The organism is Streptomyces sp. SID12501 (assembly GCF_010550245.1).
GTDB lineage: Bacteria > Actinomycetota > Actinomycetes > Streptomycetales > Streptomycetaceae > Streptomyces.
The window spans coordinates 68,770-91,199 of the sequence record NZ_JAAGLU010000030.1; the positions used below are offsets into that span (position 1 = coordinate 68,770).

Consider the following 22,430-nt stretch of genomic DNA (forward strand, 5'->3'; position numbering starts at 1 on the left):
TAGGCTTTTGGCGTGCGCCCGGGGCCGGGCGCACGCCGGGGACACAGGCGTACCGGGCGTACGGCGAGATCGGAAGGAACCGGCGTTGCACGTGCAGGAATGGCTGGAGACGATCCCCGCGGTCAGTATCTACGCGCTGGTGGGGCTGGTCATCGGGCTGGAGAGCCTGGGCATTCCGCTGCCGGGCGAGATCATTCTGGTCTCCGCCGCGCTGCTCGCCTCCCAGCACGGTGACATCAACCCGTTCGTCCTCGGCGCGTGCGCGAGCGCCGGCGCGATCATCGGCGACTCCATCGGCTACGCCATCGGCCGCAAGGGTGGTCGGCCGCTGTTGGCCTGGCTCGGGGCGAAGTTCCCCAGACACTTCGGGGAGGGGCACATCGCGACCGCCGAGCGGTCCTTCGAGAAGTGGGGCATGTGGGCGGTCTTCTTCGGCCGCTTCGTCGCACTGCTGCGGATCTTCGCGGGGCCGCTGGCCGGTGTGCTGCGGATGCCGTACTGGAAGTTCCTGATCGCCAACGTGCTTGGCGGGATCATCTGGGCGGGCGGTACCACGGCGGTCATCTATTACGTGGGTGTCGTCGCGGAGTCCTGGTTGAAGCGGTTCTCGTGGTTGGGGCTGGTGTTGGCGGTGCTGTTCGGTCTGACGTCGATGCTGGTGCTGAAGCACAAGGCGAAGAAGGCACAAGGTGCTTTGCGTGACGTTGAGACCGTAGGGGCTGGGGAGTGATCCTGGGCGCGGGCCACGTGTGGTTTGTCTCGCCCACAGGGCGGAGCCGCAGAACGACACAGCCCCGCGCCCCTCAGGTGAGTTGCCCTACTCGTGGATTTCCCGGTGGGCCTTCGCCAGTTCCGCGTAGTGCGTGCCGTTGAGAGTTACGCCCTGGCGTTCTTCCTCCGTCAGCTCCCGCCGCACCTTCGCCGGTACACCCGCCACCAGTGAGCCCGGCGGGATCCGCATTCCCTGCGGTACCAGTGCCTGTGCCGCCACCAGTGAGCCCGCGCCGATCACCGCGCCGTTCAGGACCGTCGCCCCCATGCCGATCAGGCAGTCGTCCTCGACCGTCGCGCCGTGCACCACCGCGTTGTGGCCCACGGAGACACGCTCGCCGATGGTCACGGGGAAGCCCGGGTCGGCGTGGAGCGTGCAGTTGTCCTGGATGTTGCTCCGGGCACCGACGGAGATGCGCTCGACGTCACCGCGCAGCACCGCGCCGTACCAGACGCTCGCGCCTGCCTGAAGCGTCACGTCCCCGATCACCGAGGAGAGGGGCGCCACGAACGCCTCCTCGTCCACCTTCGGTTCCCTGCCGCCGATGCCGGTGATCAACGCCTTGTGCGTCATCTCGCCTCCTGGTCCTCGAGTACGTCAGACCGTACGCCACCTCCGTGGGGCGAAGATCACAGGTGTGCGGCATGCTGGGCCCGCTCGGCCGTGAGTACGGTGTGCGGGTGCCCAAGCCCAAGAACACGTTCTCGTCATGGCGGCGTCGGCTGGCGCAGCGCGCGGTGCACGCGGGCTGGGCCTGGGTACAGCGCACAGGCTCCGTCACCGCCGAGAACCCCGGGCGGCTGACCTTCCGGGCGATGGGAACAGGTACCAGGCTCGCCTTCCCGCTGGGCACCGTCTTTGGTGAACCCTGGATCGAACTGGGCTCCCACTGCATCGTCGGCGAGCAGGTGACCCTGACGGCGGGCCTGATGCCGGACCTCGATCTCGGCCCGGACCCCATCCTGCGCATCGGCGACGGTGTCGTCCTCGGCCGCGGCAGCCATGTCATCGCCGACACGACGGTCACCATCGGTAGCGACTGCTACTTCGGGCCGTACGTGTACGTGACGTCCACCAACCATTCGTACGACGATCCGCACGAGCCCATCGGCAAGCAGTGGCCGCGCATGGAGCCGGTGGAGATCGGCCCGGGCTGCTGGATCGGCACCGGTGCGGTGATCCTGCCTGGGGCGCGGATCGGGCGGAACGTGGTGGTGGCCGCGGGTGCGGTGGTACGCGGGACGGTGCCCGACCACGCGGTGGTGGCGGGGGCTCCGGCCAGGGTCGTACGCCGCTGGACGCCGGCCGGGGGCTGGCAGCCACCTCTGCGGACACCGGCTCCCACACCGATACCGGAGGGCACCACCCCGGATCAGCTGCGGGCGTTGGCGGAGCTGGACGAGGGTGCGGTGGCGCGGCTGGCGGAGCTGGTCGCCGAGGAGCACATCGGGGACGTACGCGCCGAGTCCTGATCCCGCGGTCACGGTCGCCGGTCGGGTCGTCGGTCGTCAGCCCGTCGCCAGTAGGAGCGTGCCCACGAGGGCCAGGCCCGCGCCCGCCGCCTGGACCGCCCGCAGCCGTTCGCTGAGGAATCCGCGTGCCGCCAGGGCGGTGACCACCGGGTAGAGCGAGGCGAGTACGGCGGCCACGGTGACCGGGCCGTGCTGGGCGGCGACCGAGTAGGTGCCGTTGGCGGCGACATCGGCGAGGCCGACGAAGCCGAGCGCGGGGAGCAGGCGCCAGGGGAAGCCGCCTGCCGGGAGGGCGGCGCCGCCCCGCCGGACCGAGACGTACAGCGCGACGCCGCCGACGGCCACGTTCGTCACGCGCTGCACGAAGAGGGCGAGGAAGAGGCCGGTGAGTGTGGTCGAGGCCTCCGCGATCAGGGCGAACACCGTGCCGAAACCGAACGCCGCGAGCAGGCTGAGCAGGATCGCCCGCCGTTGCACGGGCGCGCCCCTGAGCTGCGGGCCGCCCGCGAGTACGACCCCGACGACGGCGACCGCGATCCCCGTGAACTGGAGCAGCCCGGGACGCTCGCCGAGGAAGAGCCCGACGCTGATGGGGACGGCGACGCCGAGGGAGCCGAGTGGGGAGACGACGCCCATCGGGCCCAGGGCGAGCGCCTTGTAGAAGGAGAGCAGGGCCACCGGTCCGGCGACGCCCGCGGCGACCGCGAACCAGAGCCTCGGATCCGCCTCGCTCCAGGCGCCGGTCAAGGCCACGATCGTGCCGAGCACGACCGCCGCGATCGACTGCGAGACCACGACCACCGTCAACGCGGACATGCGCCGGGTCAGCAGGCCGCCACCGAAGTCGGCCAGCCCCCAGAGCAGGCTGGTGACCAGGGCGAAGAATGCGGTCATGAGGACGCCTCGCAGTACAGTGGAGTGAACAGTTCGGTGCACCACACGGTAGTGCAGTGGAGTGAACCTTGTCATCCATAATCTTGCACTCGGGATCGTGCGGCAGGATGAGATCCTGAAGACGAGGGCGAAGGCAAGGCCGAAGACAAGAGTGTCGGACGAGAACTTGGACGGAACGTTGTCGGACCTCGACCTGTTGACCCAGTCGCTGGCGCGCAGTGTGAAGCGCTGGCGTGCCGAGCGCGGTTTCACCCTGGAGGCGCTCGCCGCCCGTGCCGGGGTGAGCCGCGGGATGCTCATCCAGATCGAGCAGGCCCGCACCAACCCCAGCCTCGGCACGGTCGTGAAGATCGGTGACGCGCTCGGCGTCAGCATCACCACCCTGCTCGACCAGGAACAGGGCCCGAAGGTCCGTATCGTCGCCGCCGACCAGGCCGTGCGGCTGTGGCACACCGACGCCGGCAGCTACAACCGGCTCCTCGCGGGCACCGAGGCGCCGGGCCCGCTGGAGCTGTGGGACTGGCATCTCATGCCCGGCGAAAGCAGCCCGTCCGACCCGCACCCCGCGGGCACGTTCGAGATCCTCCACGTCACGGCGGGCGAACTGACGCTCACGGTCGACGGAGGCGAACACCGTGTCCCAGCGGGCGCGAGCGTCACCTTCGAGGCCAACGTCCCCCACACGTACGGCAATGACGGCGCCGAACCGCTGGAGATGCTGATGTCGGTGTCGGTCCCGCCGGTGAGCTGAGACGCCCGGCCGGGTGGTCGCCCGGGGCTGTTAGCGTGCCGTCATGCGCGCCCCCATCGGAGACTTCGACACCGTCACCCCGGCCCCGGACTGCCTCGGCGAACTCGTCGGCCCGGTCGCCGACGCCGTACGGCGCTGGACGGCTGAGGGTGCCCCCTCCGGGGGAGTGCCCGCTGACCAGATCCTGTACGTCGACACCGACCCGGAATGGGCGGACACCGCCGTCTTCGTCGAGCACTATGGGCGGGACCTGCTCGAACAGTCGGCGAACTGTGTGGTCGTGGCCGGCAAGCGCGGTGGCGAGACCACCCTCGCCGCGTGTCTCGTCCTCTCCACCACCCGGGTCGATGTGAACGGAGTGGTGCGCCGCCAACTCGGCTCCCGCAAGGCCTCGTTCGCGCCGATGGACACGGCTGTCGGGGAGAGCGGCATGGAGTACGGAGGCATCACGCCGATCGGACTCCCTGACGCCTGGCCCCTGTTGGTCGACTCGGCCGTCATCGACCTCCCCTGGGTGCTGGTCGGCAGCGGGCGGCGGCGCGGCAAGCTGCTGGTGCCGGGGAAGGCGTTCGCCGGGCTTCCGGGTGCTGTGGTGGTGGACGGGCTGGGCGTCAACTGACGGCGGGCGGCGGGCGGCGGGCTGTTGGCGGGCCGGTGTCAGGTACGGGGTGTCGTGAATTCCGGTTTCAGTGGTCCGCGTCCTTGCCGATGTACACGTCGGCGAACGCCGCCGCGGCTGCTGGGGAGTTGAGGATGCGGCGGAGGCGGGCCAGGGTCGTGCCCGAGCGGAACGGGTCGCCCGACGACGCCCCGTGATAGATGTCGGACAGCCACAGGGAGAACTCCTGGTACTGCCAGACGCGCCGCAGACACGCCTTCGAGTAGTCGTTGAGGGCGTCGGGGTCGCCCTTCGTGAGGTAGTCGACGAGTCCGTCGCCGAGCAGGAAGGCGTCGTGCAGGGCGAGGTTCATTCCCTTGGCGGCGATGGGAGCGGTCAGGTGGGCCGCGTCGCCGGCCAGGAACAACCGACCGAACTGCATGGGTTCCACGACGTAGTTGTGCATGTCGAGAACGCGCTTCTCGATCAGGCGGCCCTCGTTGAGCGGGGGCGCGCCCAACGCGTCCAGGCGTTCGTGGAGTTCGGCCCAGACGCGTTCGTCCGGCCAGTTCTCCGGGTCGTCGCCGGGCGGGCATTCCAGGTAGTAGCGGGTGACCTCGGGTCCCCGGGCCATGTGCCCGGCGAAGCCGCGCGGGTGGATGCCGAACATCACGCAGTCGTTGGACGGCGGCGCCTCGGCGAGAAGCGCCAGCCAGCCGATGCCGTAGTCGTGCCGCGCGACGCGGGCGTGCGCAGCCGGAATCGCGGTACGGGTCACCCCGCGTGCCCCGTCGCATCCGGCGATGAACTCGCCTTGCACATACTCCCGTTGGCCGGTCTCCGCGGAGACGTAGGACACCGCGGGCCGGTCGGTGTCGAGGTCGTGGACGAGCACGTCCCGCACACTGAAGCGGATGTCGCCGCCGCGCACGTCGGCGTACTCGCGCACCAGGTCCGTCACCAGCAGCGGCTGGGGGTAGGCGAAGTGGCGGTGGCCCGACAGCTCGGCGTACTCGAAGCGATGGCGTCGACCGTCGAACCGGAACTCGCACTTCGTGTGCGTACCGGCCCGCTCCAGCAACGTGTCTGCCAGGCCCCGCTGTTGGAGCGCGCGTACCGCCCACTCCTCGATGAACCCGGCCCGGGGGTGCTGCTCGATGAACTCCCGGCTCTCCGTCTCCAGCACCACACAGTCGAGGCCGGCGGCCCGCAGGATGTTCCCGACGGTGAGCCCGGCGGGTCCGGCGCCCACGATCACCACCGGAAACCGTTGCGTGGAGGGGGAGTCGGGCGTGCGGCCGGGGGGAGGTGAGGCGAAAGTCACCCGAGCATTATGGCGACCGCCCGCCGTGGTCGGGTAACCCGCACTTTTCGTTATCGGCGGCCCTGGAGCGCGTCTCCTCTCCGTAACTCCGAGAGCAACTCACCCCCCAGAGCCAAGGACCGGAGCTTTGAACACAGGGATCAGCCGTCGCGGCATGTTGAAGTTCACCGGCGTGACGGCGGGCGCCGTCGCCGGCACTGTCGGTACGACCCTCGCCGCCCCGCAGGCCATGGCGGCCGGCGCGGGTCTCGTCCACCCGGGCATGCTGCACACCCGGACAGACCTGGACCGGATGGCGAAGAAGGTGAAGGCCGGGGCGGCGCCGTACACGGCGGGATTCGCGCGGCTGACCGCCAACCGCCACGCGCAGAGCGGCTGGACGGCCAACCCGCAGGCCACGGTCTACCGGGGCTCGGGCTCGCCGCAGAACTACGCGATCCTCTACAACGACATCCACGCGGCCTACCAGAACGCCCTGCGCCGGCATGTCACCGGTGAGAGCGCGTACGCGGACACCGCCGTCGCGATCCTCAACGCCTGGTCGGCGACGCTGACCGAGGTGGCGGGCTCGGCCGACCGGTTCCTCGCGGCGGGTCTCTACGGTTACCAGTTCGCCAACGCGGCCGAACTCGTGCGCGACCACAGTGACTTCGACCTCGCCCGCTTCCAGAAGATGATGCTGGACGTCTTCTGTCCGCTCGGCGAGGACTTCCTGACGAACCACAACGGCGCCGTCATCACCAACTACTGGGCCAACTGGGACCTCACGGCCATCGCCTGCGTCCTGGCCGTCGGGATCCTGTGCGACGACCGCGACAGGATCGACCGGGCCGTCGAGTACTTCAAGCACGGCGCCGGCATGGGCTCCGTCAAGAACGCCATCCCGGTCGTTCACGACGACCAGGGACTCGGCGAATGGGTCGAGGCGGGCCGCGACCAGGGGCACGCGCTGCTCGGCGTCGGCCTGATGGGCACGGTCTGTGAGATGGCCTGGAACCAGGGCATCGACCTGTACGGCTACGACGACAGCCGCTTCCTCAAGGGCGCCCAGTACGTGGCCAGGTGGAGCATGGGAGGTGAGGTGCCGTACACGGCGAACACCCGCAGGAAGGGTGCGGTGGGCGGCTGGTCGGGCAGCGAGAGCACGACCGGTGCCGCCGCCGTGGACCCGGCGATGACCCGGCCGATCTGGGCCATGATCGCCAACCACTACACCAGGCGCCGGGGTCTGTCCGCGACCTACCTGACCCGCATCGCCGCCCAGGCGTCCCCTGAGGGCGGCGGCGGTGACTACGGCCCCAACAGCGGGGGATACGACCAACTGGGCTTCGGGACACTGGCGTTCACCCGGGACAGGGCGATCGCGAGCGTGAGTCCGAGCCCAGGTGCGAGTGCCGGCAGGGAGAGCGCGAGCGCCAGTGGGGCGGGTGCGTCGCCTTCGGCCGGTGCGACTGCCCAGGGCGGCGAGGCCGAGGACCTTGCCGCGACCGGTACGACGGACTTCGTCGCCTGGACCGCCGCGACCGGAATCACCGCTCTCGCGGGCGGACTTCTGCTGCTGCGGCGACGGGGCCGGTCCGGTGGGCCGGCACAGTGAGGCTGTCGGAACGGGACAGTGCGAGGGTCAGCCGAGGCGGGGCAGCTCGATGGCCGGGCAGCGGTCCATGACCATGTCGAGGCCGGCGGCGCGGGTGCGGTCGTACGCGGCCTCGTCGATGACGCCGAGCTGGTACCAGACGGCCTTGGCACCGATGGCGGAGGCCTCGTCGGCGATCTGACCGGCGAGGTCGCTGTTCAGGAACACGTCGACGACATCGACGTCGAAGGGGATGTCGGCCAGCGAGGCGTAGCCCTGCTCCCCGTGAACCGTCTCGGCCTTCGGGTGCACGGGGACGATCCGCTTGCCGTGCCGCTGGAGCACCTCGGCCACGCGGTACGCGGCCCGCTGCTGGTTCGACGACAGGCCCACGATCGCCCAGGTGTCGCCGAGCCCGGTCAGGATCTTGCGGATCGTCGCTGGGTCGCCGTACACGCCCGGCCTCCTTGGGATTCGTACAGCCGCTGTCGTGCGTGACAACAGCGGCCCGTCGGCGATGATTCCCCGCGTTGCCGCCGGGGTGGGTGTCCGGGGGCTCGGCCGATGCATGATGTGCGGTGTGGTTGCTGACACGGGACGGCGGGAGAGCGTGGCGGGCGGAGCGGCGGGGGTGCGGTCGGCGGAGTACCGGGCGGGCGGTGACGCCCGGGAAGGGACGACCCGTACGGGCCGGCCGCGGGTCACCTCGCGGGCCGCTCTCGAACGCCTGGGCTTCGAACTGTTCGCCCAGCAGGGATTCGACGCGACGACGGTCGACGACATCGCGGCCGCCGCCGGCATCGGCCGCCGTACCTTCTTCCGCTACTTCGCCTCCAAGAACGACCTCGTGTGGGGCGACTTCGAGGACCAGCTGGTGAGGCTGGAGCACCTGCTGGCGGCGACCGATCCGGCCGCTCCGATGATGGACGCGCTGTGCGGCGCGGTGGTCGAGTTCAACCGTTTCGACCCGGCGGTGGTGCCCTGGCACCGGCAACGGATGACGCTGATCCTGCGGGTGCCGACGCTCCACGCCGACTCGACGGTTCGCTACACGACGTGGCGTGCGCTCGTCACGGAGTTCGCCGCGCGGCGCATGGGCCGTCCGGTGTCCGACCTGCTGCCGAGGCTGCTCGGTCATGCCGCTCTGGCCGCGTGCATCGCCGCGTACGAGCACTGGCTGACGGACGAGGAGGCGAACCTTGGCGTGCTTCTGGATCAGGCGATGCGGCAGCTCGCCGTTGGGTTCGACGGGGCCTTCCCCGGTCCGTGACCCATGGTGCGCCGGGAGAGCTGCTGCGAGGGGTTGTCGGTTCGGTGCGGCGCCGTCGTGGCTGGTCGCGCCCACGCGGCAGAGCCGCATACCGATACAGCCCCGCGCCCCTTACGGGGCCCACCGGCCCAATGAACCGCCTATCCCGCGGAGCGCATCGCGTTCGCGATCAGCTCGCCGATGAGGACGGCGGTCGCCGCCGGGCCGCGTAGTGGGGCCGAGGGGAGGATCGAGGTGTCCGCGACTCGGAGACCGTGTATGCCGTGCACCCTCCCGTACGGGTCGACGGCGGGGCCCATGGGGGCCGTGGCGCAGGTGTGGTGAGAGGTGCCGAGGTGGGCGTGGATCCAGGTGTCGAGCGACCGGTCGTCGTCCAGTACCCCGGGGCCCGGCTCGACGAGACCGGCGGACACCCTGTCGAAGGCGGGGGTGGCGAGCAGTGCGGCGGTCGTGCGGACGGCTTCGCGCATCCGGCGCCTGTCCTCGGGGGTCCGCAGATAGTTGTAGTCGAGGCTCGGGGGCACGGCGGGGTCGGTGGACCGGGTGCGCATACGGCCCCCGAGGCCGGGTGACTGGACGGACACGAGGAACGCGAGGGGAGCGAGGGGTGCTCCGGGCACGGTCACCGTCCCGCCGATCAGTCCGGGCAGGGGGACGAGTGACTGGAGGATCTCCAGGTCGCCGCCCGGGTGGTCGCCGTCCGACGACGGCAGGTGCAGGCCCCCGCCGAGCCAGGAGCCGGCCGGTTCGGGGAGGGGTGAGCGGGGCGTCCACTCCAGGACGACCTGGGGATGGTCGCCGAACCGGGCTCCGACGGCGGGGGCGTCCTGGACGACGGGGATGCCGAGGCGGTCCAGGTCGGCGCGCGGTCCGACGCCCGAGAGGTGCAGCAGGTGCGGGGAGCGCAACGCCCCCGCGCACAGGACGACTTCGCCGCACTCCAAGAGCTCGCGGTGCCCGTCGCGTTCGACGACCACGCCGGTCGCGCGGCCGTGCTCGACGACGATCCGGTGGACCGTACTGCCGCCCCGCATCGTCAGGTTGGGCCGGTCGAGCACGGGCAGCAGGTAACTGACGCCGGTGTTGAGGCGCACTCCGTCGACCACGTTGCACGGGACCGGTCCGAACCCCGGTTCCTGCTGGGCGTTCTTGTCGGGCTCCGGTGGAAAACCCAGGTGGTGGGCCGCTTCCCGGAACGCGATGGCGGCGGGGTGCCGCAGGTCCGTGCGCCGTACCCGCACCGGGCCGGCAGCCCCGTGCGACGCGTCGGCGCCGTGGTCGAGGTCGGTCTCCAGCGCCCGTAGGAACGGCAGCACACCGTCGTACGACCAGACGGGACCGCCCGCCGCCGACCACCGGTCGAAGTCCTCGCGCCGGGCTCGCACGAAGTACCCGCCGTTGACGGTGGTCGAGCCGCCGAGGAAGCGCCCCCGGACGACCGTGTACGGCCGGCGCGGTGTGAGGTGCGCCGGGTACGGCTGCACCGCGGGATTCCCGGGCTGCGCACCGGGCACGAGCCGTGCGTCCAGCAACTCGGCCGGGAATGCCGAGAGTTGACGGGGTACCGGGCCGGACTCCAGTACCAGCACGGTGCGATCGGGGTCCTCCGTCAGCCGGGCCGCGAGCGCGGCTCCGCTGCCGCCGGCCCCTATGACGATGACGTCGTGCGTCATCTGTGCCTGTTTCATGGGGAGTTGGCCTTCTCCTGTGTCTCTCGCATGTCCCTCGGGTGTCCCTCGCAGTTCTCGTGGCGCCCCGCCCCTTCACTTTCGGCACCCGGTGCCATTATTCTCCGAATGTCCGATGGGAGCGATGTACAGGGAGAGTCGCATGACCGAGATCCACGTAACCCAGTCCGTCCCGGCCACCGAGATCCGGGGTGGGGAGACCCCTGCCGAAGAGTCGTTGGAGTCGCTGATCGAGGCGGACGACCTCGTCGAGGAGATCTCCATCGACGGCATGTGCGGCGTCTACTAGGCCGCGCCATGACCACGGCTGTCCTCATGGACCTAGACCGGGCCTGGGACCTGCATCCTCAGGTCTCCGTGCGCCCGGAACCCTTCGGCGCGCTGCTCTACCACTTCGGGACCCGCAAGCTCTCGTTCCTCAAGGACCGTCGACTGCTGGCCGTCGTCCAGTCCCTCGCGCAGGCGCCCACGGCCCGCGCCGCCTGCCTGACAGCGGGCCTCGGTGAGGACGAACTACCGCGCTACGGCCGGGCGTTGGCGGTTCTCGTCCAGTCGTCGATGGTCGTCGGAAGGACATCATGACCACTCCCGTCGCTGCCACGCCACGGCTGGTCGACCTGTTCGAGCACGGGCTCGACGCGCCGATCTGCCTCACCTGGGAGCTGACCTACGCCTGCAACCTGGCCTGCTCCCACTGTCTGTCCAGCTCCGGCAGGCGCGACCCCCGTGAGCTGAGCACCGAGGAGGCCAAGGCCGTCATCGACGAGCTGGAGGCCATGCAGGTCTTCTACGTCAACATCGGCGGGGGCGAACCGACCGTCCGCGCCGACTTCTGGGAACTCCTGGACTACGCCACCGCACACCACGTGGGCGTGAAGTTCTCCACCAACGGCGTCCGCATCACCCCCGACGCCGCCGCCCGCCTGGCCCGTAACGACTACGTGGACGTCCAGATCTCCCTCGACGGCGCGACCGCCGACGTCAACGACGCCGTACGCGGGGCCGGTTCGTACGCGACGGCGCTGCGGGCGCTGGAGAACCTCGCCGCCGCCGGAATGCGGAACTTCAAGATCTCCGTGGTCTGCACCCGGCACAACATCCCGCAGCTGGACGCCTTCAAGGCGCTCGCCGACCGCTTCGGCGCCCAACTGCGCCTGACCCGGCTGCGGCCCTCCGGACGGGGCGCCGACGTCTGGGACGACCTGCATCCGACGGCCGGACAGCAACGCGAGCTGTACGACTGGCTGTTGGCGCACGGCGAGAACGTGCTGACCGGGGACTCCTTCTTCCATCTCTCCGCGTACGGCGAGGCGTTGCCCGGTCTCAACCTGTGCGGCGCCGGACGCGTTGTGTGTCTGATCGACCCGGTCGGCGACGTCTACGCCTGTCCGTTCGCCATCCACGACGAGTTCCTCGCGGGCAACGTCCGTGAGCCGGGTGGCTTTTCGGGGGTGTGGCGCGGCTCGGAGCTGTTCCGGCGCCTGCGGACCCCGCAGCACGGCGGGGCCTGCGCCTCCTGCGCGTTCTACGACACCTGCAAGGGCGGCTGCATGGCCGCGAAGTTCTTCACCGGGCTGCCGCTGGACGGCCCCGACCCCGAGTGCGTACAGGGATACGGCGAGGAACTGCTGGCCAAGCGTGACGGAACCGGGGTGCCCAAGCCGTCCGGCGACCACTCCCGAAGGACGGTGGACCTCGTCCTCACCCGGCGGCCACCGGTCAGGCCACCGGTGAGTGACTGCGACGAACACCCGTTGGCCGGGCTGGAGTTGACGCCCACCGGAAAGGACGCGAGACATGGCTAGGAACCCCTGGTTCGAGACGGTCGCCGAGGCGCAGCGCCGGGCCAGGAAGCGGCTGCCGAGTTCCGTCTACGGCGCGCTCGTCGCGGGTTCCGAGCGTGGGCGCACCATCGACGACAACATCACGGCCTTCGCCGAACTGGGCTTCGCCCCGCGCGTCGTGGGCCATCACGCGCAGCGCGACCTGTCGACGACGGTTCTGGGCGTGCCCACCGCGCTGCCCGTGCTCATCTCGCCGACCGGCGTACAGGCGGTCGACCCGGACGGTGAGGTGGCCGTCGCACGGGCCGCCGCGAACCGGGGCGTCGTCATGGGCCTCAGCTCGTTCGCGAGCAAGCCGGTGGAGGAGGTCTCCGAAGCCCAGCCGGACTTCTTCTACCAGCTGTACTGGAGCGGCACGCGCAGCGCGATGGTCCAGCGCATGGACCGGGCCAGGGCGGCGGGCGCCAAGGCGCTCATCGTCACCCTGGACTGGTCGTTCTCCCACGGCCGTGACTGGGGCAGCCCCGCGATCCCGGAGAAGCTCGATCTCAGGACCATGCTGAAGTTCGCCCCCGACGTGCTGCCCCGGCCCGGCTGGCTGTGGCGCTACGCCAGGTCCGGCCGCGTCCCCGACCTCACCGTGCCCAACCTGCGAGCCCCCGGCGGCGAGGCGCCCACCTTCTTCGGTGCCTACGGCGAGTGGATGCAGACCGCGCCGCCCACCTGGGAGGACGTCAAGTGGCTGCGTGCGGAATGGGGCGGCCCGTTCCTGCTCAAGGGGGTGACCCGGGTCGACGACGCCAGACGGGCGGTCGACGCCGGGGTGTCGGCCCTGTCCGTGTCCAATCACGGCGGGAACAACCTGGACACCACCCCGGCCACGATCCGCGTGCTCCCCTCCGTCGCGGAGGCGGTCGGCGACCAGATCGAAGTCCTGCTGGACGGCGGCATCCGGCGCGGCAGCGATGTCGCGAAGGCCCTCGCCCTCGGCGCCCGAGCCGTCCTGATCGGCCGCGCCTATCTGTGGGGCCTGGCCGCCAACGGGCAGGCCGGTGTGGAGAACGTGCTGGACATCCTGCGCGGCGGCCTCGACTCGGCCGTACTGGGCCTCGGCCACTCCTCCGTCCACGAACTGTCGCCCCAGGACCTGGTGATACCGCCGGGTTTCCCACTGACCCTGGGGGGCGCAGACCTGCCGGGTCCCGCCCCGGTCGCCTGACCATGGCGGCGCACGTCCTGGCCGACGCGGTCTGGCCGGCCGTACCGTCCGGCGCGCTGGTGCTCGTACCGGTCGGGTCCACCGAGCAGCACGGCCCGCATCTGCCGCTCGACACCGACACCGTCGTCGCCCGTGCCGTCGTACAGCGCACGGCGGACGCCCTGCCCGGGTCGTGGGTGGCACCGCCGATCACCTACGGAGCCAGTGGCGAGCACGCGCACTTCCCGGGCACCGTATCGATCGGGCACGAGGCGCTGTGCGCGGTGGTCGTGGAACTGACGCGCTCCCTCTCCCTGTGGGCGGGCCGCGTCGTGTTCGTCAACGGTCACGGCGGCAACACCGCCGCCCTCGACACGGCCCTCGGCCTGTTGCGCGCCGAGGGCCACGACATCGCCTGGACGGGCTGCGGGACACCCGGCGGCGACGCGCACGCCGGCCGCACGGAGACCTCCCTGATGCTGCACCTGGACCCGGAGCGTGTGCGGCTCGACGCCGCCGTCGCGGGCGACACGCGCCCCGTGGCCGACCTCCTGCCGGACCTCGTGGCTCACGGCGTCCGGGCGGTCTCGCCCACCGGCGTCCTCGGCGATCCCGCCGGGGCCTGTGCCGAGGAGGGCCGCCGGACGATGGACGCGATGGTGTCGGCCGCGATCCGCCGGATCGGCGGGTGGACGGTCGACGACCGGGGCCGCCTCGCCGATCCGGCCCGCCGGCCCGAAGCCGTACGACCATGACGCTTCCCGTCGGAGTCGGCGTGGTCGTCGCGTTCGACCGGCACACCAAGGTCGTCGACGGAGGCCGCTCGCTCGTCGGCGGGTTCCCCACCCGGCTGCTGCGGCTGACGCCACGGGCCCGCGGACTCCTCGTCGGCCGGACAATTCCCGTACGGGACGCGGCGAGTGCGCTCCTCGCGGACCGGCTGCTCGACTGCGGCATGGCGCATCCCGTCATCGCCTCGCTGCCGACGCCGCCCGACCCCCGGTACACGGTCGTGATCCCGGTCCGCGACCGTCCGCGTCAACTGGACCGGCTGCTGCGCAGCATCGGCACAGGAGGTACGGGCAGTACGGGCGGTACGCGGCCTCCCGTGATCGTGGTCGACGACGCCTCGCGCGACCCGGCGGCCGTGGCGGCCGTCGCCGCCCGGTACGGCGCCCGGCTGGTCGCCCTGGACACGAACGCCGGCCCCGCCGGTGCGCGCAACGCCGGACTCCGCCACGTGACCACGCCGTACGTCGTCCTCGCCGACTCCGACATCGTGCTGGACCCCGACACGGTGCCGACCCTGCTCCGGCACTTCACCGATCCCCGGGTCGCCATGGCCGTACCCCGCATCACCGGTCTGACCGGCGACGCCACGACGTGGATCGAGCGGTACGAGAACACCCGGTCCTCCCTCGACCTCGGCGCCCACCCGGCCGCGGTGCGCCCCGGTACGCCCGTCTCCTGGGCGCCGACGGCCTGTGCGGTGGCGCGGGTGGACGCGCTGCGGGACGGGCACGGGTTCGACGAGGGGATGCGGGTGGGGGAGGACGTCGACCTGTGCTGGCGGATGGTCCGAGCGGGGCTGCGGGTGCGTTACGAGCCCGCCGTCCGTGCCTCCCACGAGCATCGGGTGCGGCTGGGCGACTGGTTCCTGCGCAAGGCCGTGTACGGGACCGGGGCGCATCCGCTCGCCCTGCGGCATCCCGAGTTCATCGCACCGGCCGTGTTCGCGCCCTGGAGCGCGGTGTTCGCTGCCGCGCTGCTCGCCCAGCGGCGCTGGTCGGCGCCGGTCGCGGGGACCGTCCTCGGGGTCGTCGTCCTGCGCATCGGCCGTAAGTTCGACGGTACCCGGCATCCGTACCGGCTGGCCGTGCCGCTCGCGGGCAACGGCGCGCTCGCCACCCTGGCGCAGACCTCCGCGCTGCTCACCCGGCACTGGTGGCCGCTCACCGCCGTCGGCTGCCTGGTGTCCCGGCGGATGCGCCGGGCCGCCGCGGTCGCGGCTTTGGCCGACATCGCACTTGAGTACCGGCGCGGTGACGACTCACTGGACCCGCTCCGCTACGGCGTCGCCCGTCGGCTCGACGACCTCGCCTACGGCGCCGGCGTGTGGTTCTCCGCCCTCAAGGGCCGCTCCACCGCCGCGCTGCGGCCCCGCGTCACCCGCTGAGGCGAGCCTGTCCCGGTCAGCGGAAAGTGCTCAGCGGGCCTCGGGGGGCGTCACGACACTGAGGACATCCTGCCGCCGAAGACATGCGGCGTACGCGAGGGATCAGTCACCAGGAGGTGTGCGGCGTGACGCATGAAGTGGTCGGTCGTGTCGAGGAGCTGGGTTCCGAACTGGCCGCACTCGCCGACGAGAACGAGTCACTCGGCAAACTGAGCGACCGGACGGTGGAACTGCTCCGCTCGGCCGGTGTGATCAGGATGCTGCAGCCGAAGGCGTACGGCGGCTACGAGGCCCACCCCCGGGAGTTCGCCGAGGCGGTCATGGAGGTCGCCCGGCACGACGGGGCGGCGGGCTGGGTGTGCGGTGTGGTCGGCGTGCACCCGTGGGAGCTCGCCCAGATGAACCCCAAGCTCGCGCAGGAAGTCTGGAACGACGACCCGGACACCTGGATCGCCTCGCCGTACATGCCCAACGGTATCGCCGACCCGGTCGACGGCGGATATGTCCTCAGCGGTCGCTGGCCGTTCTCCTCGGGGAGCGACCACTGCAGGTGGGACTTCCTCGGCGCGCTGCTCGGGGACGGCAAGGGCAGGCCCGCGGGGCCCATCACCGTGCTGCACGTGGTGCTGCCCCGCGAGGACTACGAGATCATCGACGGCACCTGGGACGTCGTCGGCCTGTCCGGCACCGGCAGCAAGGACGTCGTCGTCGACAAGGCGTTCATCCCCGAGTACCGCACGGTCCGCCAGGAGATGGTCCAGGAGGGCACCGCGGCGGAGGCGATCGGGCTGACCGACACCCTCTACAAGCTGCCGTTCAGTTCCATGTTCCCGCTCGGCATCACCGCGGCCGTCGTCGGCATCTGCGAGGGCGCCCTCGCCCTGCACCTGTCCCAGCAGAAGGAACGGGTCGCCGTGACCGGCGTTCAGGTGCGCGACGACCCGTACGTCCTCTACGCCGCCGGCGAGGCCGCGGCCGAGATCGCCGCCTCCCGGGTGCAACTCCTCGACGGCATCAGCCGGTTGTACGACCAGGTCGAGGCGGGCAAGCCGATCAGCCTGGAGGACCGGGCCAACGTACGGCGCAACCAGGTCCGGTGCGCCTGGCGGGCCGTCGCCGCCCTGGACGAGATCTTCGCCCGCTCCGGCGGCAACGCGATCCGGAAGGGCAACCCGATGCAGAGGTACTGGCGCGACGCGCATGTCGGACTCCAGCACATGATCCATGTGCCGGGCGCCGCGTATCACGCGAACGCGCTGGCCGCGATGGGCCTCGAACTGCCCGAACCGATGCGCATCCTGATATGAGCGACGGCGCGACGCACTCCCGGACGGCGGACGCGGACGCGCACGTGATCGACGGGCGACGGTTCCGCGACGTCCTGGGCAACTTCCCCACGAGCGTGGTCGCCATCACCACCACGGACGCCGAGGAACGACCGCACGGGATGGTCGTCGGTACCTTCACGTCCGTGTCGCTGGACCCGCCCCTGGTGTCCTTCCTGGCAGACAGCTCCTCCGCGACCCTGCGGACGATCAGGACCGCTGGCCGCTTCTGCGCCAACGCGCTCGCGGGCAACCAGGAGCGGCTGTCGCGGCAGCTGGCGGCGGGGCCGGCCGGGCAACGGTTCGAGGGCGCCACATGGCAGGCGTCGGCTCTGGGCAGTCCCGTGCTGGACGGGATCATCGCCTGGGTCGACTGCACGGTGGAACAGATCGTCGAGATCGGCGATCACCTGCTGGTCGTCGGGCGGGTCCGGGACCTGCGCGTCGAGTCGATGAAGACCCCGCTGCTGTTCTTCCGGAGCGGATACGGCGACTACCTGTCGAGCGCGAGCGTGCTCATGGACAGGCTCGTCGGCTGGGACGAGATCGGTCGGTAGACACCGAAGGAACCGGTAGAAACCGGTCGGTACACAAGGGAGCCGCAATGAAGAAAGACCTCTATATAAGACTGCAGAGAATTTCGGCGTGGTGTGGCGTGATCCTCTTCGTGGGATTCCTCATCGCGTTCGCGGTGGGTCACCTCACGCCGCCGATGAGCCCGACGGAGAGCCCCGATGACGTCGTCGCCTTCCTCAAGGACCATCGCACGGGGATCCTCACCTGTGTCGCCCTGATGGTTCTGCTCGTTCCGTTCGAGTACCCGTACGTCATCGTGACGAGCCTGCAGCTGCGCCGGGTCGAGGGCGGCTGGGGACTGCTGTCCATGACCCAGCTCACCACGGGCGTGGTGGCCCCGCTCGGGTTCTTCTTCCCGCTCGCGATCCTCGCCGCCGCGGCCTACCGGCCGGAGGCTCACTCCGTCGACGTCCTGACCGCGATGGTCGACATCTTCTGGCTGATGTTCGTGGGCAACGCCTGCATCTTCGTCCTCCAGGTCTGGTCGATCGGATACGCCGCGTTCATCGACCACACCCGGGAGAAACCGCTCTTCCCGCGCTGGTACGGCTGGCTGAGCATCGTGCTGGGAGTGACGCTCATCCCGGGCGCCTTCGTCTTCCTCAACCAGGACGGGCCGCTCGCCTGGAACGGAATTCTCGCGAACATCATTCCCTCGGTCGCGTACGCCGTGTGGAAGATCGCCACACCGTACGTGCTGCTGAAAGCGATCACGAACGAGGAGAAGGAGCTGGCCGACAAGCCGGACAACGAACCGGTGACCGTGTAGGACGGCCAGGACGGCCAGGACGGCTGTGGCCCCGCGACGAATGTCGCGGGGCCACAGCCGTGCCGAGGGGGAAAGAGGGCTAGACCGAGAGCGCGAAACCGCCCGTCACGCGCAGCGTCTCGCCCGTGACGAAGGACGCCTTCGACGAGACCAGATACAGCAGCGCCTCGACGATGTCCTGCTCCCGGCCCTCCTGCCGCAGGATCTGCTCGCCCAGGACGCGTTCGGCCTCGGCGGCGGACAGTTGGGCCCGTACGGCGTCGGTGAAGATCAGGCCCGGCGCGATCGCGTTGACCCGGATGCCGTCGCCGGCGAACTCCCGCGCGAACGCCACCGTCAGGCCGCGTACGGCCAGTTTGGACACGCCGTAGATGCTTCGGTTCGCGTAGGCCGCCGACGACGAGATGTTGACGATGGAGGCACCGGGCCGGCCCCGCATGGCCTGCTGGGCCGCGAGCGTGCAGATGACGGTGCCCATGACGTTGACGTCGAGGACTCGCCGTACCTTGGCCAGTCCCAGTTCGGTGAACGGCCTGTTGTAGGCGGCGTGCAGGCCGGCGTTGTTCACCAGGACGTCCAGTCCGCCGTGGTGTTCGACGATCCCGCTCACCATCGCGCCGACCTCGTCCTCGTCAGCGACGTCACAGGTGACCCCGGTCGCGCTCAGGCCCTTCGCGGTGAGCTCGGCGGCCGCCTCGGCGGCGGCGTCGCCGTCGATGTCGGCGAGCACGACATGCGCGCCGAGGCCGGACAAGGCCTCGCCGAACGCCTTGCCGAAGCCCCGGCCGCCTCCGGTGATGAGGGCCACCTTGCCCTGGTGTTCCGTCTGTTCTGTCTGTTCCGGCATCAGAACCTCACTTCGGTCCGAATCGCTGGCCGGCGTCCAGACGGAGGCACTGGCCGTTGAGCATGGGGTTGTCGATGACGGCGATGGCGAGCTTCGCGTACTCCTCCGGGTGGCCGAGGCGGCGGGGGAACGCGGCGTCCTTGACCAGTGCGGCCCGTACCTCGGCGGGGATCCTCTCGGTGGCGCCCGTCTCGAACAGGCTGGGTGCGATGGCGACGACGCGGATACCGAGGGAGCCGAGATCGCGGGCCATGGTGAGGCTCATGCCGGCGATGGCCGCCTTGGCCGCCGAGTAGGCGACCTGGCCGATCTGCCCCTCGAAGGCGGCGATCGACGACGTGTTGACGATGACGCCCCGTTCGCCGTCCGGCTCCTCGGGCTCGTTGCGGCTCATGTGCGCGGCGGCCAGACGGCTGACGTTGAAGGTGGCCACGGCGTTGAGGTCGAGCACCCGGCGGAAGGTCTCCAGGTCGTGCGGCCCGTCCTTGCCGAGCGTGCGCCGTACGCTGCCGCCGCCCGCGGTCGTGACCGACACATGCAGCCCGCCCAGGGCTTCCACGGCGGCGCTCAGCGCGCTCTCCGTCGCCTCGAAGTCGGTCACGTCGACGGGGTGGAAGCTCCCGCCGAACGCGGCGGCGACCTCGGCGCCCGCCGACGCCGGACGGTCGAGTACGGCGACCTCGGCGCCGCGGGCCGCGAGCAGCTCGGCGGTGGCCCGGCCCATGCCGGAGGCGCCGCCGAACACCACGGCCTTCTTGCCCTTGATCTCCATCGGGAACCTTTCGGGTCTGCTTCGGGTCTTCGCGCTTCTTCTCGCTCAGGAGGATGCGGTTGCGGGGGAGGGCCGCAGGAGGGTGCACAGACGGTCGCGGTGGACGGCCGCGTCGCCGTACAGGACGCTGTCGGCCCTGGCACGGCGCAGATAGAGGTGGAGGTCGTGCTCCCAGGTGAAGCCGATGCCGCCGTGCAGTTGGAGCGCCCGGGCCGCGACCTCGCCGGATCCCGCCGAGACGTACGAGGCGGCGGCGCAGGCAGCGCGAGCCGCGTCGTCGGTGCCCGCGTCGGCGGCCATCGCCGCGTAGTGGGTGGCCGCGCGGGCGCCGTGCACGAGGAGCGCCATGTCGGCGGCGGAGTGCTTGACGGCCTGGAAGGTGCCGATCGGCTGCCCGAACTGCACGCGGTTCGTGGTGTGTTCGACGGTGAGCTCCAGCAGACGCCGCATCACTCCGAGCGCGTCGGCGCACCGCAGCACCGACGCCTCGTCGAGCAGCCGCTGGATGCCGGCGGGCCCGTCGGTCAGGCGGCGGTCGTGCGGGACGCGTACGCCGTCCAGGCGGACCTCGTGGAACGCGCGGGTCGGATCGAGGGTGCGTTGGCGCCCGACGGTGACGCCCGGGGCGTCTCGGTCGACGAGGAACGAGGTCGGGACGCCTTCGTGCAGGGTGGTGACGAGCAGCCAGCGGGCGCCGCCGGCATCCTGAACGGCCGTCTTCACCCCGTCGAGGACGAACGCCCCGCGGTCAGCGCGGGCGGTGGCACGGACGCCGCCCAGGGACCAGGGAGCCCGCGGTTCGGCGAACGCCCAGGTGGCCCAGGACGATCCGGCGGCCAGGGCGGGCAGCACCTCCGACCGCAGATCGGGTGAGCCCCCGGCGGCGAGTGCCCGGCCGACGGTCGTGGTGGGCGCGAACGGACCCCGCCCGAGGGTGCACCCCAACTCCTCGGCGACTAGGGCGAGTTCCACCAGCCCCTGGCCGCTGCCGTCGTACTCCTCGGGCAGGCCGAGCCCGGGCCAGCCGAGGTCGGCGGTGAGCCGCCACACCTCGGGGTCCACGTCCTCGTCGCGGTCCAGCCACGCCCGTACGTGCTCGATCGGGGCCCGGTCCGCCAACAGGTCGCGCGAGGCTTCGCGCAGCATGCTCTGCTCTTCGCTGAGCTCGAAGTTCACCGTAACAAGGTATCCTCTTTTACGGGTCGGGTCGAGGTCCTCGACGAGGATCGGCCGCTGACCGCTGATTTCCAGAGGGATCCACGGAAGGCCTGTTGATCTCTCCTTGATTTAAGTACTCTCAATTGCATGGTTGATGCCGTGCTTCTCTCCGCGTGCCGTACCGCGATCGGAACCGCCCGACGAGGAACCCTGCGGGACACCAGCGCCTTCGAACTCGCCACCGTCGTCGTGCGCGAGGCCGCCTACCGCAGTGGGCTGCCGCTGGAGATGATCGACGACGTCGTCCTCGGCGAATCCCTCGCCGGCGGCGGCGACATCGCCCGGTACGCGGCTCTCCGGGCCGGACTGACCCACGTACCCGGTCTGGCCCACAACCGGCACTGCGCCTCCGGACTGGCCAGCGTGGCGACCGCCGCCGGGAGCGTACGGGCAGGAATGGACCGCGTGGTCGTCGCGGGCGGCACGCACTCGTCGTCCACGGCGCCGGTGTCCCGGTGGCGGATCCCGGGCACCGACGACTGGCAGGACCCCTGGATGGCGCCGACCCACGTTCCGACACCCGAGGCCCCCAACAACGACATGGGTGTCCTCGTCGGCTGGAACACCGCCCGGCTGGCCGGCCTCACCCGCGAGGAGATGGACGCGTGGGCGCTGCGCTCGCACGAGCGGGCCGTACGAGCCATCGACGGGGGCCGGTTCCACGACGAGATCGTGCCGGTGAAGGTCACGGGCAGGGACGGCGCGACCTCGGTCTTCCACATCGACGAGCATCCCCGGCGCGACACCACCGGCGAGAAGCTGGCCGCGCTGAAGGTGCTGCACCCCGAGATCGAGGGCTTCTCCATCACGGCGGGCAACTCCAGCGGGATCAACGACGGCGCGGCGGCGGTCGTGGTCGCCGGTTCCGACGTCGCCGCCGCGCACGGCCTGACGCCCCTGGCGACCGTACGGTCCTGGGCGAGCGTCGGTGTCGACCCGGTCGAGACAGGGCTGGCGCCGATCGCCGCGATCCGCAAGGCGCTCGGCAGGGCCGGGCTCGGTGTCGAGGACGTCGACCTCTTCGAGGTCAACGAGGCGTTCGCGGCGGTCGCCGTGGCCACGACTCGTGAACTGGGCCTCGACCCGGAGCGGGTGAATCCGTTCGGGAGCGGATGCAGCCTCGGCCATCCGATCGCGACGACGGGTACTCGCATGGTGGTGACCCTGGCGCACGAGCTGCGCCGCAGGGGTGGCGGGACGGCGGTCGCGGCGATGTGTGCGGGTGGGGGGATGGGATCGGCGATGGTGCTGACGGTGTGACGCGTGTTCTTCGGGTGCGGGTTCGCTGTGGCTGGTCGCGCAGTTCCCCGCGCCCCCAAAAGAGGAGGCGGGCTGCGCCGCCTCCTCTTTTGTCAAGAGCTCGTCAGGCTGCCGTTGCCTCACCCAGGTGCCGGTTGTGCAATGCGCCCCGAAAGGGGCG

Annotated in this window: 24 protein-coding genes; 16 read left to right on the plus strand and 8 right to left on the minus strand. The window is 70.9% G+C overall.

Features of this window, described 5'->3' with window-relative positions:
- Positions 1–85: 85 nt before the first annotated feature.
- Positions 86–730: a DedA family protein gene (locus G3I71_RS31565; RefSeq protein WP_164319957.1), complete on the plus strand. Its 645-nt coding sequence runs from the start codon at positions 86–88 to the stop codon at positions 728–730.
- A gap of 87 nt (positions 731–817) precedes the next feature.
- Here the strand turns inward: G3I71_RS31565 and G3I71_RS31570 are convergent, their stop codons facing one another.
- Positions 818–1,345: a gamma carbonic anhydrase family protein gene (locus tag G3I71_RS31570; protein ID WP_164319958.1), complete on the minus strand. Its 528-nt coding sequence runs from the start codon at positions 1,343–1,345 to the stop codon at positions 818–820.
- 107 nt (positions 1,346–1,452) lie between these two features.
- Here G3I71_RS31570 and G3I71_RS31575 point away from each other — a divergent pair, with 107 nt between their 5' ends.
- Positions 1,453–2,244: an acyltransferase gene (locus G3I71_RS31575; protein ID WP_164320044.1), complete on the plus strand. Its 792-nt coding sequence runs from the start codon at positions 1,453–1,455 to the stop codon at positions 2,242–2,244.
- 36 nt (positions 2,245–2,280) lie between these two features.
- On the opposite strand, the gene G3I71_RS31580 is transcribed toward G3I71_RS31575, so the two are convergent.
- The gene (locus tag G3I71_RS31580; RefSeq protein ID WP_164319960.1) at positions 2,281–3,138 is read right to left on the minus strand and encodes an EamA family transporter; all 858 of its coding nucleotides are present in this window, start codon (positions 3,136–3,138) and stop codon (positions 2,281–2,283) included.
- A 178-nt stretch (positions 3,139–3,316) separates the two neighbouring features.
- On the opposite strand from G3I71_RS31580, the gene G3I71_RS31585 reads away from it, so the two are divergent.
- Complete coding sequence (locus G3I71_RS31585; protein WP_164320045.1) at positions 3,317–3,889, plus strand: helix-turn-helix domain-containing protein; 573 nt, start codon at positions 3,317–3,319, stop codon at positions 3,887–3,889.
- Positions 3,890–3,932: 43 nt separating this feature from the next.
- Positions 3,933–4,508 carry a YbaK/EbsC family protein gene (locus tag G3I71_RS31590; RefSeq protein WP_164319961.1) on the plus strand — a complete coding sequence of 192 codons (576 nt, stop codon included), beginning with the start codon at positions 3,933–3,935 and terminating at the stop codon, positions 4,506–4,508.
- Positions 4,509–4,575: 67 nt separating this feature from the next.
- On the opposite strand, the gene G3I71_RS31595 is transcribed toward G3I71_RS31590, so the two are convergent.
- Positions 4,576–5,748, minus strand: coding sequence for a 4-hydroxybenzoate 3-monooxygenase (locus tag G3I71_RS31595; protein ID WP_164320046.1), 1,173 nt, complete (start codon positions 5,746–5,748; stop codon positions 4,576–4,578).
- A gap of 217 nt (positions 5,749–5,965) precedes the next feature.
- On the opposite strand from G3I71_RS31595, the gene G3I71_RS31600 reads away from it, so the two are divergent.
- Positions 5,966–7,408 carry an alginate lyase family protein gene (locus G3I71_RS31600; protein ID WP_164319962.1) on the plus strand — a complete coding sequence of 481 codons (1,443 nt, stop codon included), beginning with the start codon at positions 5,966–5,968 and terminating at the stop codon, positions 7,406–7,408.
- 27 nt (positions 7,409–7,435) lie between these two features.
- Here the strand turns inward: G3I71_RS31600 and G3I71_RS31605 are convergent, their stop codons facing one another.
- Complete coding sequence (locus G3I71_RS31605) at positions 7,436–7,843, minus strand: CoA-binding protein (protein ID WP_164319964.1); 408 nt, start codon at positions 7,841–7,843, stop codon at positions 7,436–7,438.
- A gap of 124 nt (positions 7,844–7,967) precedes the next feature.
- Here G3I71_RS31605 and mftR point away from each other — a divergent pair, with 124 nt between their 5' ends.
- Positions 7,968–8,657 (plus strand): mycofactocin system transcriptional regulator, encoded by a 690-nt coding sequence (mftR, locus tag G3I71_RS31610; protein ID WP_343243127.1) that lies wholly within the window; start codon positions 7,968–7,970, stop codon positions 8,655–8,657.
- Between the two features lie 140 nt (positions 8,658–8,797).
- On the opposite strand, the gene mftG is transcribed toward mftR, so the two are convergent.
- Positions 8,798–10,345 (minus strand): mycofactocin system GMC family oxidoreductase MftG, encoded by a 1,548-nt coding sequence (gene mftG / locus G3I71_RS31615; RefSeq protein ID WP_239149452.1) that lies wholly within the window; start codon positions 10,343–10,345, stop codon positions 8,798–8,800.
- A gap of 142 nt (positions 10,346–10,487) precedes the next feature.
- On the opposite strand from mftG, the gene mftA reads away from it, so the two are divergent.
- The 9 genes from mftA to G3I71_RS31660 all read left to right on the plus strand — a co-directional run bounded on the left by mftA (position 10,488) and on the right by G3I71_RS31660 (position 18,173).
- Positions 10,488–10,634 carry a mycofactocin precursor MftA gene (gene mftA, locus G3I71_RS31620; RefSeq protein WP_164319965.1) on the plus strand — a complete coding sequence of 49 codons (147 nt, stop codon included), beginning with the start codon at positions 10,488–10,490 and terminating at the stop codon, positions 10,632–10,634.
- A gap of 8 nt (positions 10,635–10,642) precedes the next feature.
- Positions 10,643–10,927, plus strand: coding sequence for a mycofactocin biosynthesis chaperone MftB (gene mftB / locus G3I71_RS31625; RefSeq protein ID WP_239149453.1), 285 nt, complete (start codon positions 10,643–10,645; stop codon positions 10,925–10,927).
- Positions 10,924–12,150, plus strand: coding sequence for a mycofactocin radical SAM maturase (mftC, locus tag G3I71_RS31630; protein WP_164319966.1), 1,227 nt, complete (start codon positions 10,924–10,926; stop codon positions 12,148–12,150). The genes mftB and mftC overlap by 4 nt, the downstream gene beginning before the upstream one ends.
- Complete coding sequence (gene mftD, locus G3I71_RS31635; protein WP_164319968.1) at positions 12,143–13,348, plus strand: pre-mycofactocin synthase MftD; 1,206 nt, start codon at positions 12,143–12,145, stop codon at positions 13,346–13,348. The genes mftC and mftD overlap by 8 nt, the downstream gene beginning before the upstream one ends.
- Positions 13,349–13,350: 2 nt before the next feature.
- Positions 13,351–14,082, plus strand: a complete 732-nt coding sequence (gene mftE, locus G3I71_RS31640) for a mycofactocin biosynthesis peptidyl-dipeptidase MftE (RefSeq protein ID WP_164319969.1) — start codon at positions 13,351–13,353, stop codon at positions 14,080–14,082.
- Positions 14,079–15,503, plus strand: coding sequence for a mycofactocin biosynthesis glycosyltransferase MftF (mftF, locus tag G3I71_RS31645; RefSeq protein ID WP_164319971.1), 1,425 nt, complete (start codon positions 14,079–14,081; stop codon positions 15,501–15,503). Before mftE ends, mftF begins: the two co-directional genes overlap by 4 nt.
- Positions 15,504–15,628: 125 nt before the next feature.
- Positions 15,629–16,810, plus strand: coding sequence for a hydroxylase (locus tag G3I71_RS31650; RefSeq protein WP_164319972.1), 1,182 nt, complete (start codon positions 15,629–15,631; stop codon positions 16,808–16,810).
- Positions 16,807–17,385, plus strand: a complete 579-nt coding sequence (locus G3I71_RS31655; RefSeq protein ID WP_164319974.1) for a flavin reductase family protein — start codon at positions 16,807–16,809, stop codon at positions 17,383–17,385. Before G3I71_RS31650 ends, G3I71_RS31655 begins: the two co-directional genes overlap by 4 nt.
- 98 nt (positions 17,386–17,483) lie before the next feature.
- Positions 17,484–18,173 carry a hypothetical protein gene (locus G3I71_RS31660; protein WP_343243128.1) on the plus strand — a complete coding sequence of 230 codons (690 nt, stop codon included), beginning with the start codon at positions 17,484–17,486 and terminating at the stop codon, positions 18,171–18,173.
- A 79-nt stretch (positions 18,174–18,252) separates the two neighbouring features.
- On the opposite strand, the gene G3I71_RS31665 is transcribed toward G3I71_RS31660, so the two are convergent.
- From G3I71_RS31665 to G3I71_RS31675, 3 genes are read right to left on the minus strand one after another with little or no spacing between them, the layout of a single operon-like run.
- Positions 18,253–19,020, minus strand: a complete 768-nt coding sequence (locus tag G3I71_RS31665) for an SDR family NAD(P)-dependent oxidoreductase (protein WP_164319976.1) — start codon at positions 19,018–19,020, stop codon at positions 18,253–18,255.
- Positions 19,021–19,027: 7 nt separating this feature from the next.
- Positions 19,028–19,792, minus strand: a complete 765-nt coding sequence (locus G3I71_RS31670) for an SDR family NAD(P)-dependent oxidoreductase (RefSeq protein ID WP_164319978.1) — start codon at positions 19,790–19,792, stop codon at positions 19,028–19,030.
- Positions 19,793–19,837: 45 nt separating this feature from the next.
- Positions 19,838–20,968: an acyl-CoA dehydrogenase family protein gene (locus G3I71_RS31675; protein WP_164319979.1), complete on the minus strand. Its 1,131-nt coding sequence runs from the start codon at positions 20,966–20,968 to the stop codon at positions 19,838–19,840.
- 129 nt (positions 20,969–21,097) lie between these two features.
- Between G3I71_RS31675 and G3I71_RS31680 the strand changes: the two genes are divergently transcribed.
- Entirely contained in the window at positions 21,098–22,270 is a 1,173-nt protein-coding gene (locus tag G3I71_RS31680) for a thiolase family protein (RefSeq protein WP_164319981.1), read from the plus strand.
- The last annotated feature ends 160 nt before the right edge of the window (positions 22,271–22,430 follow it).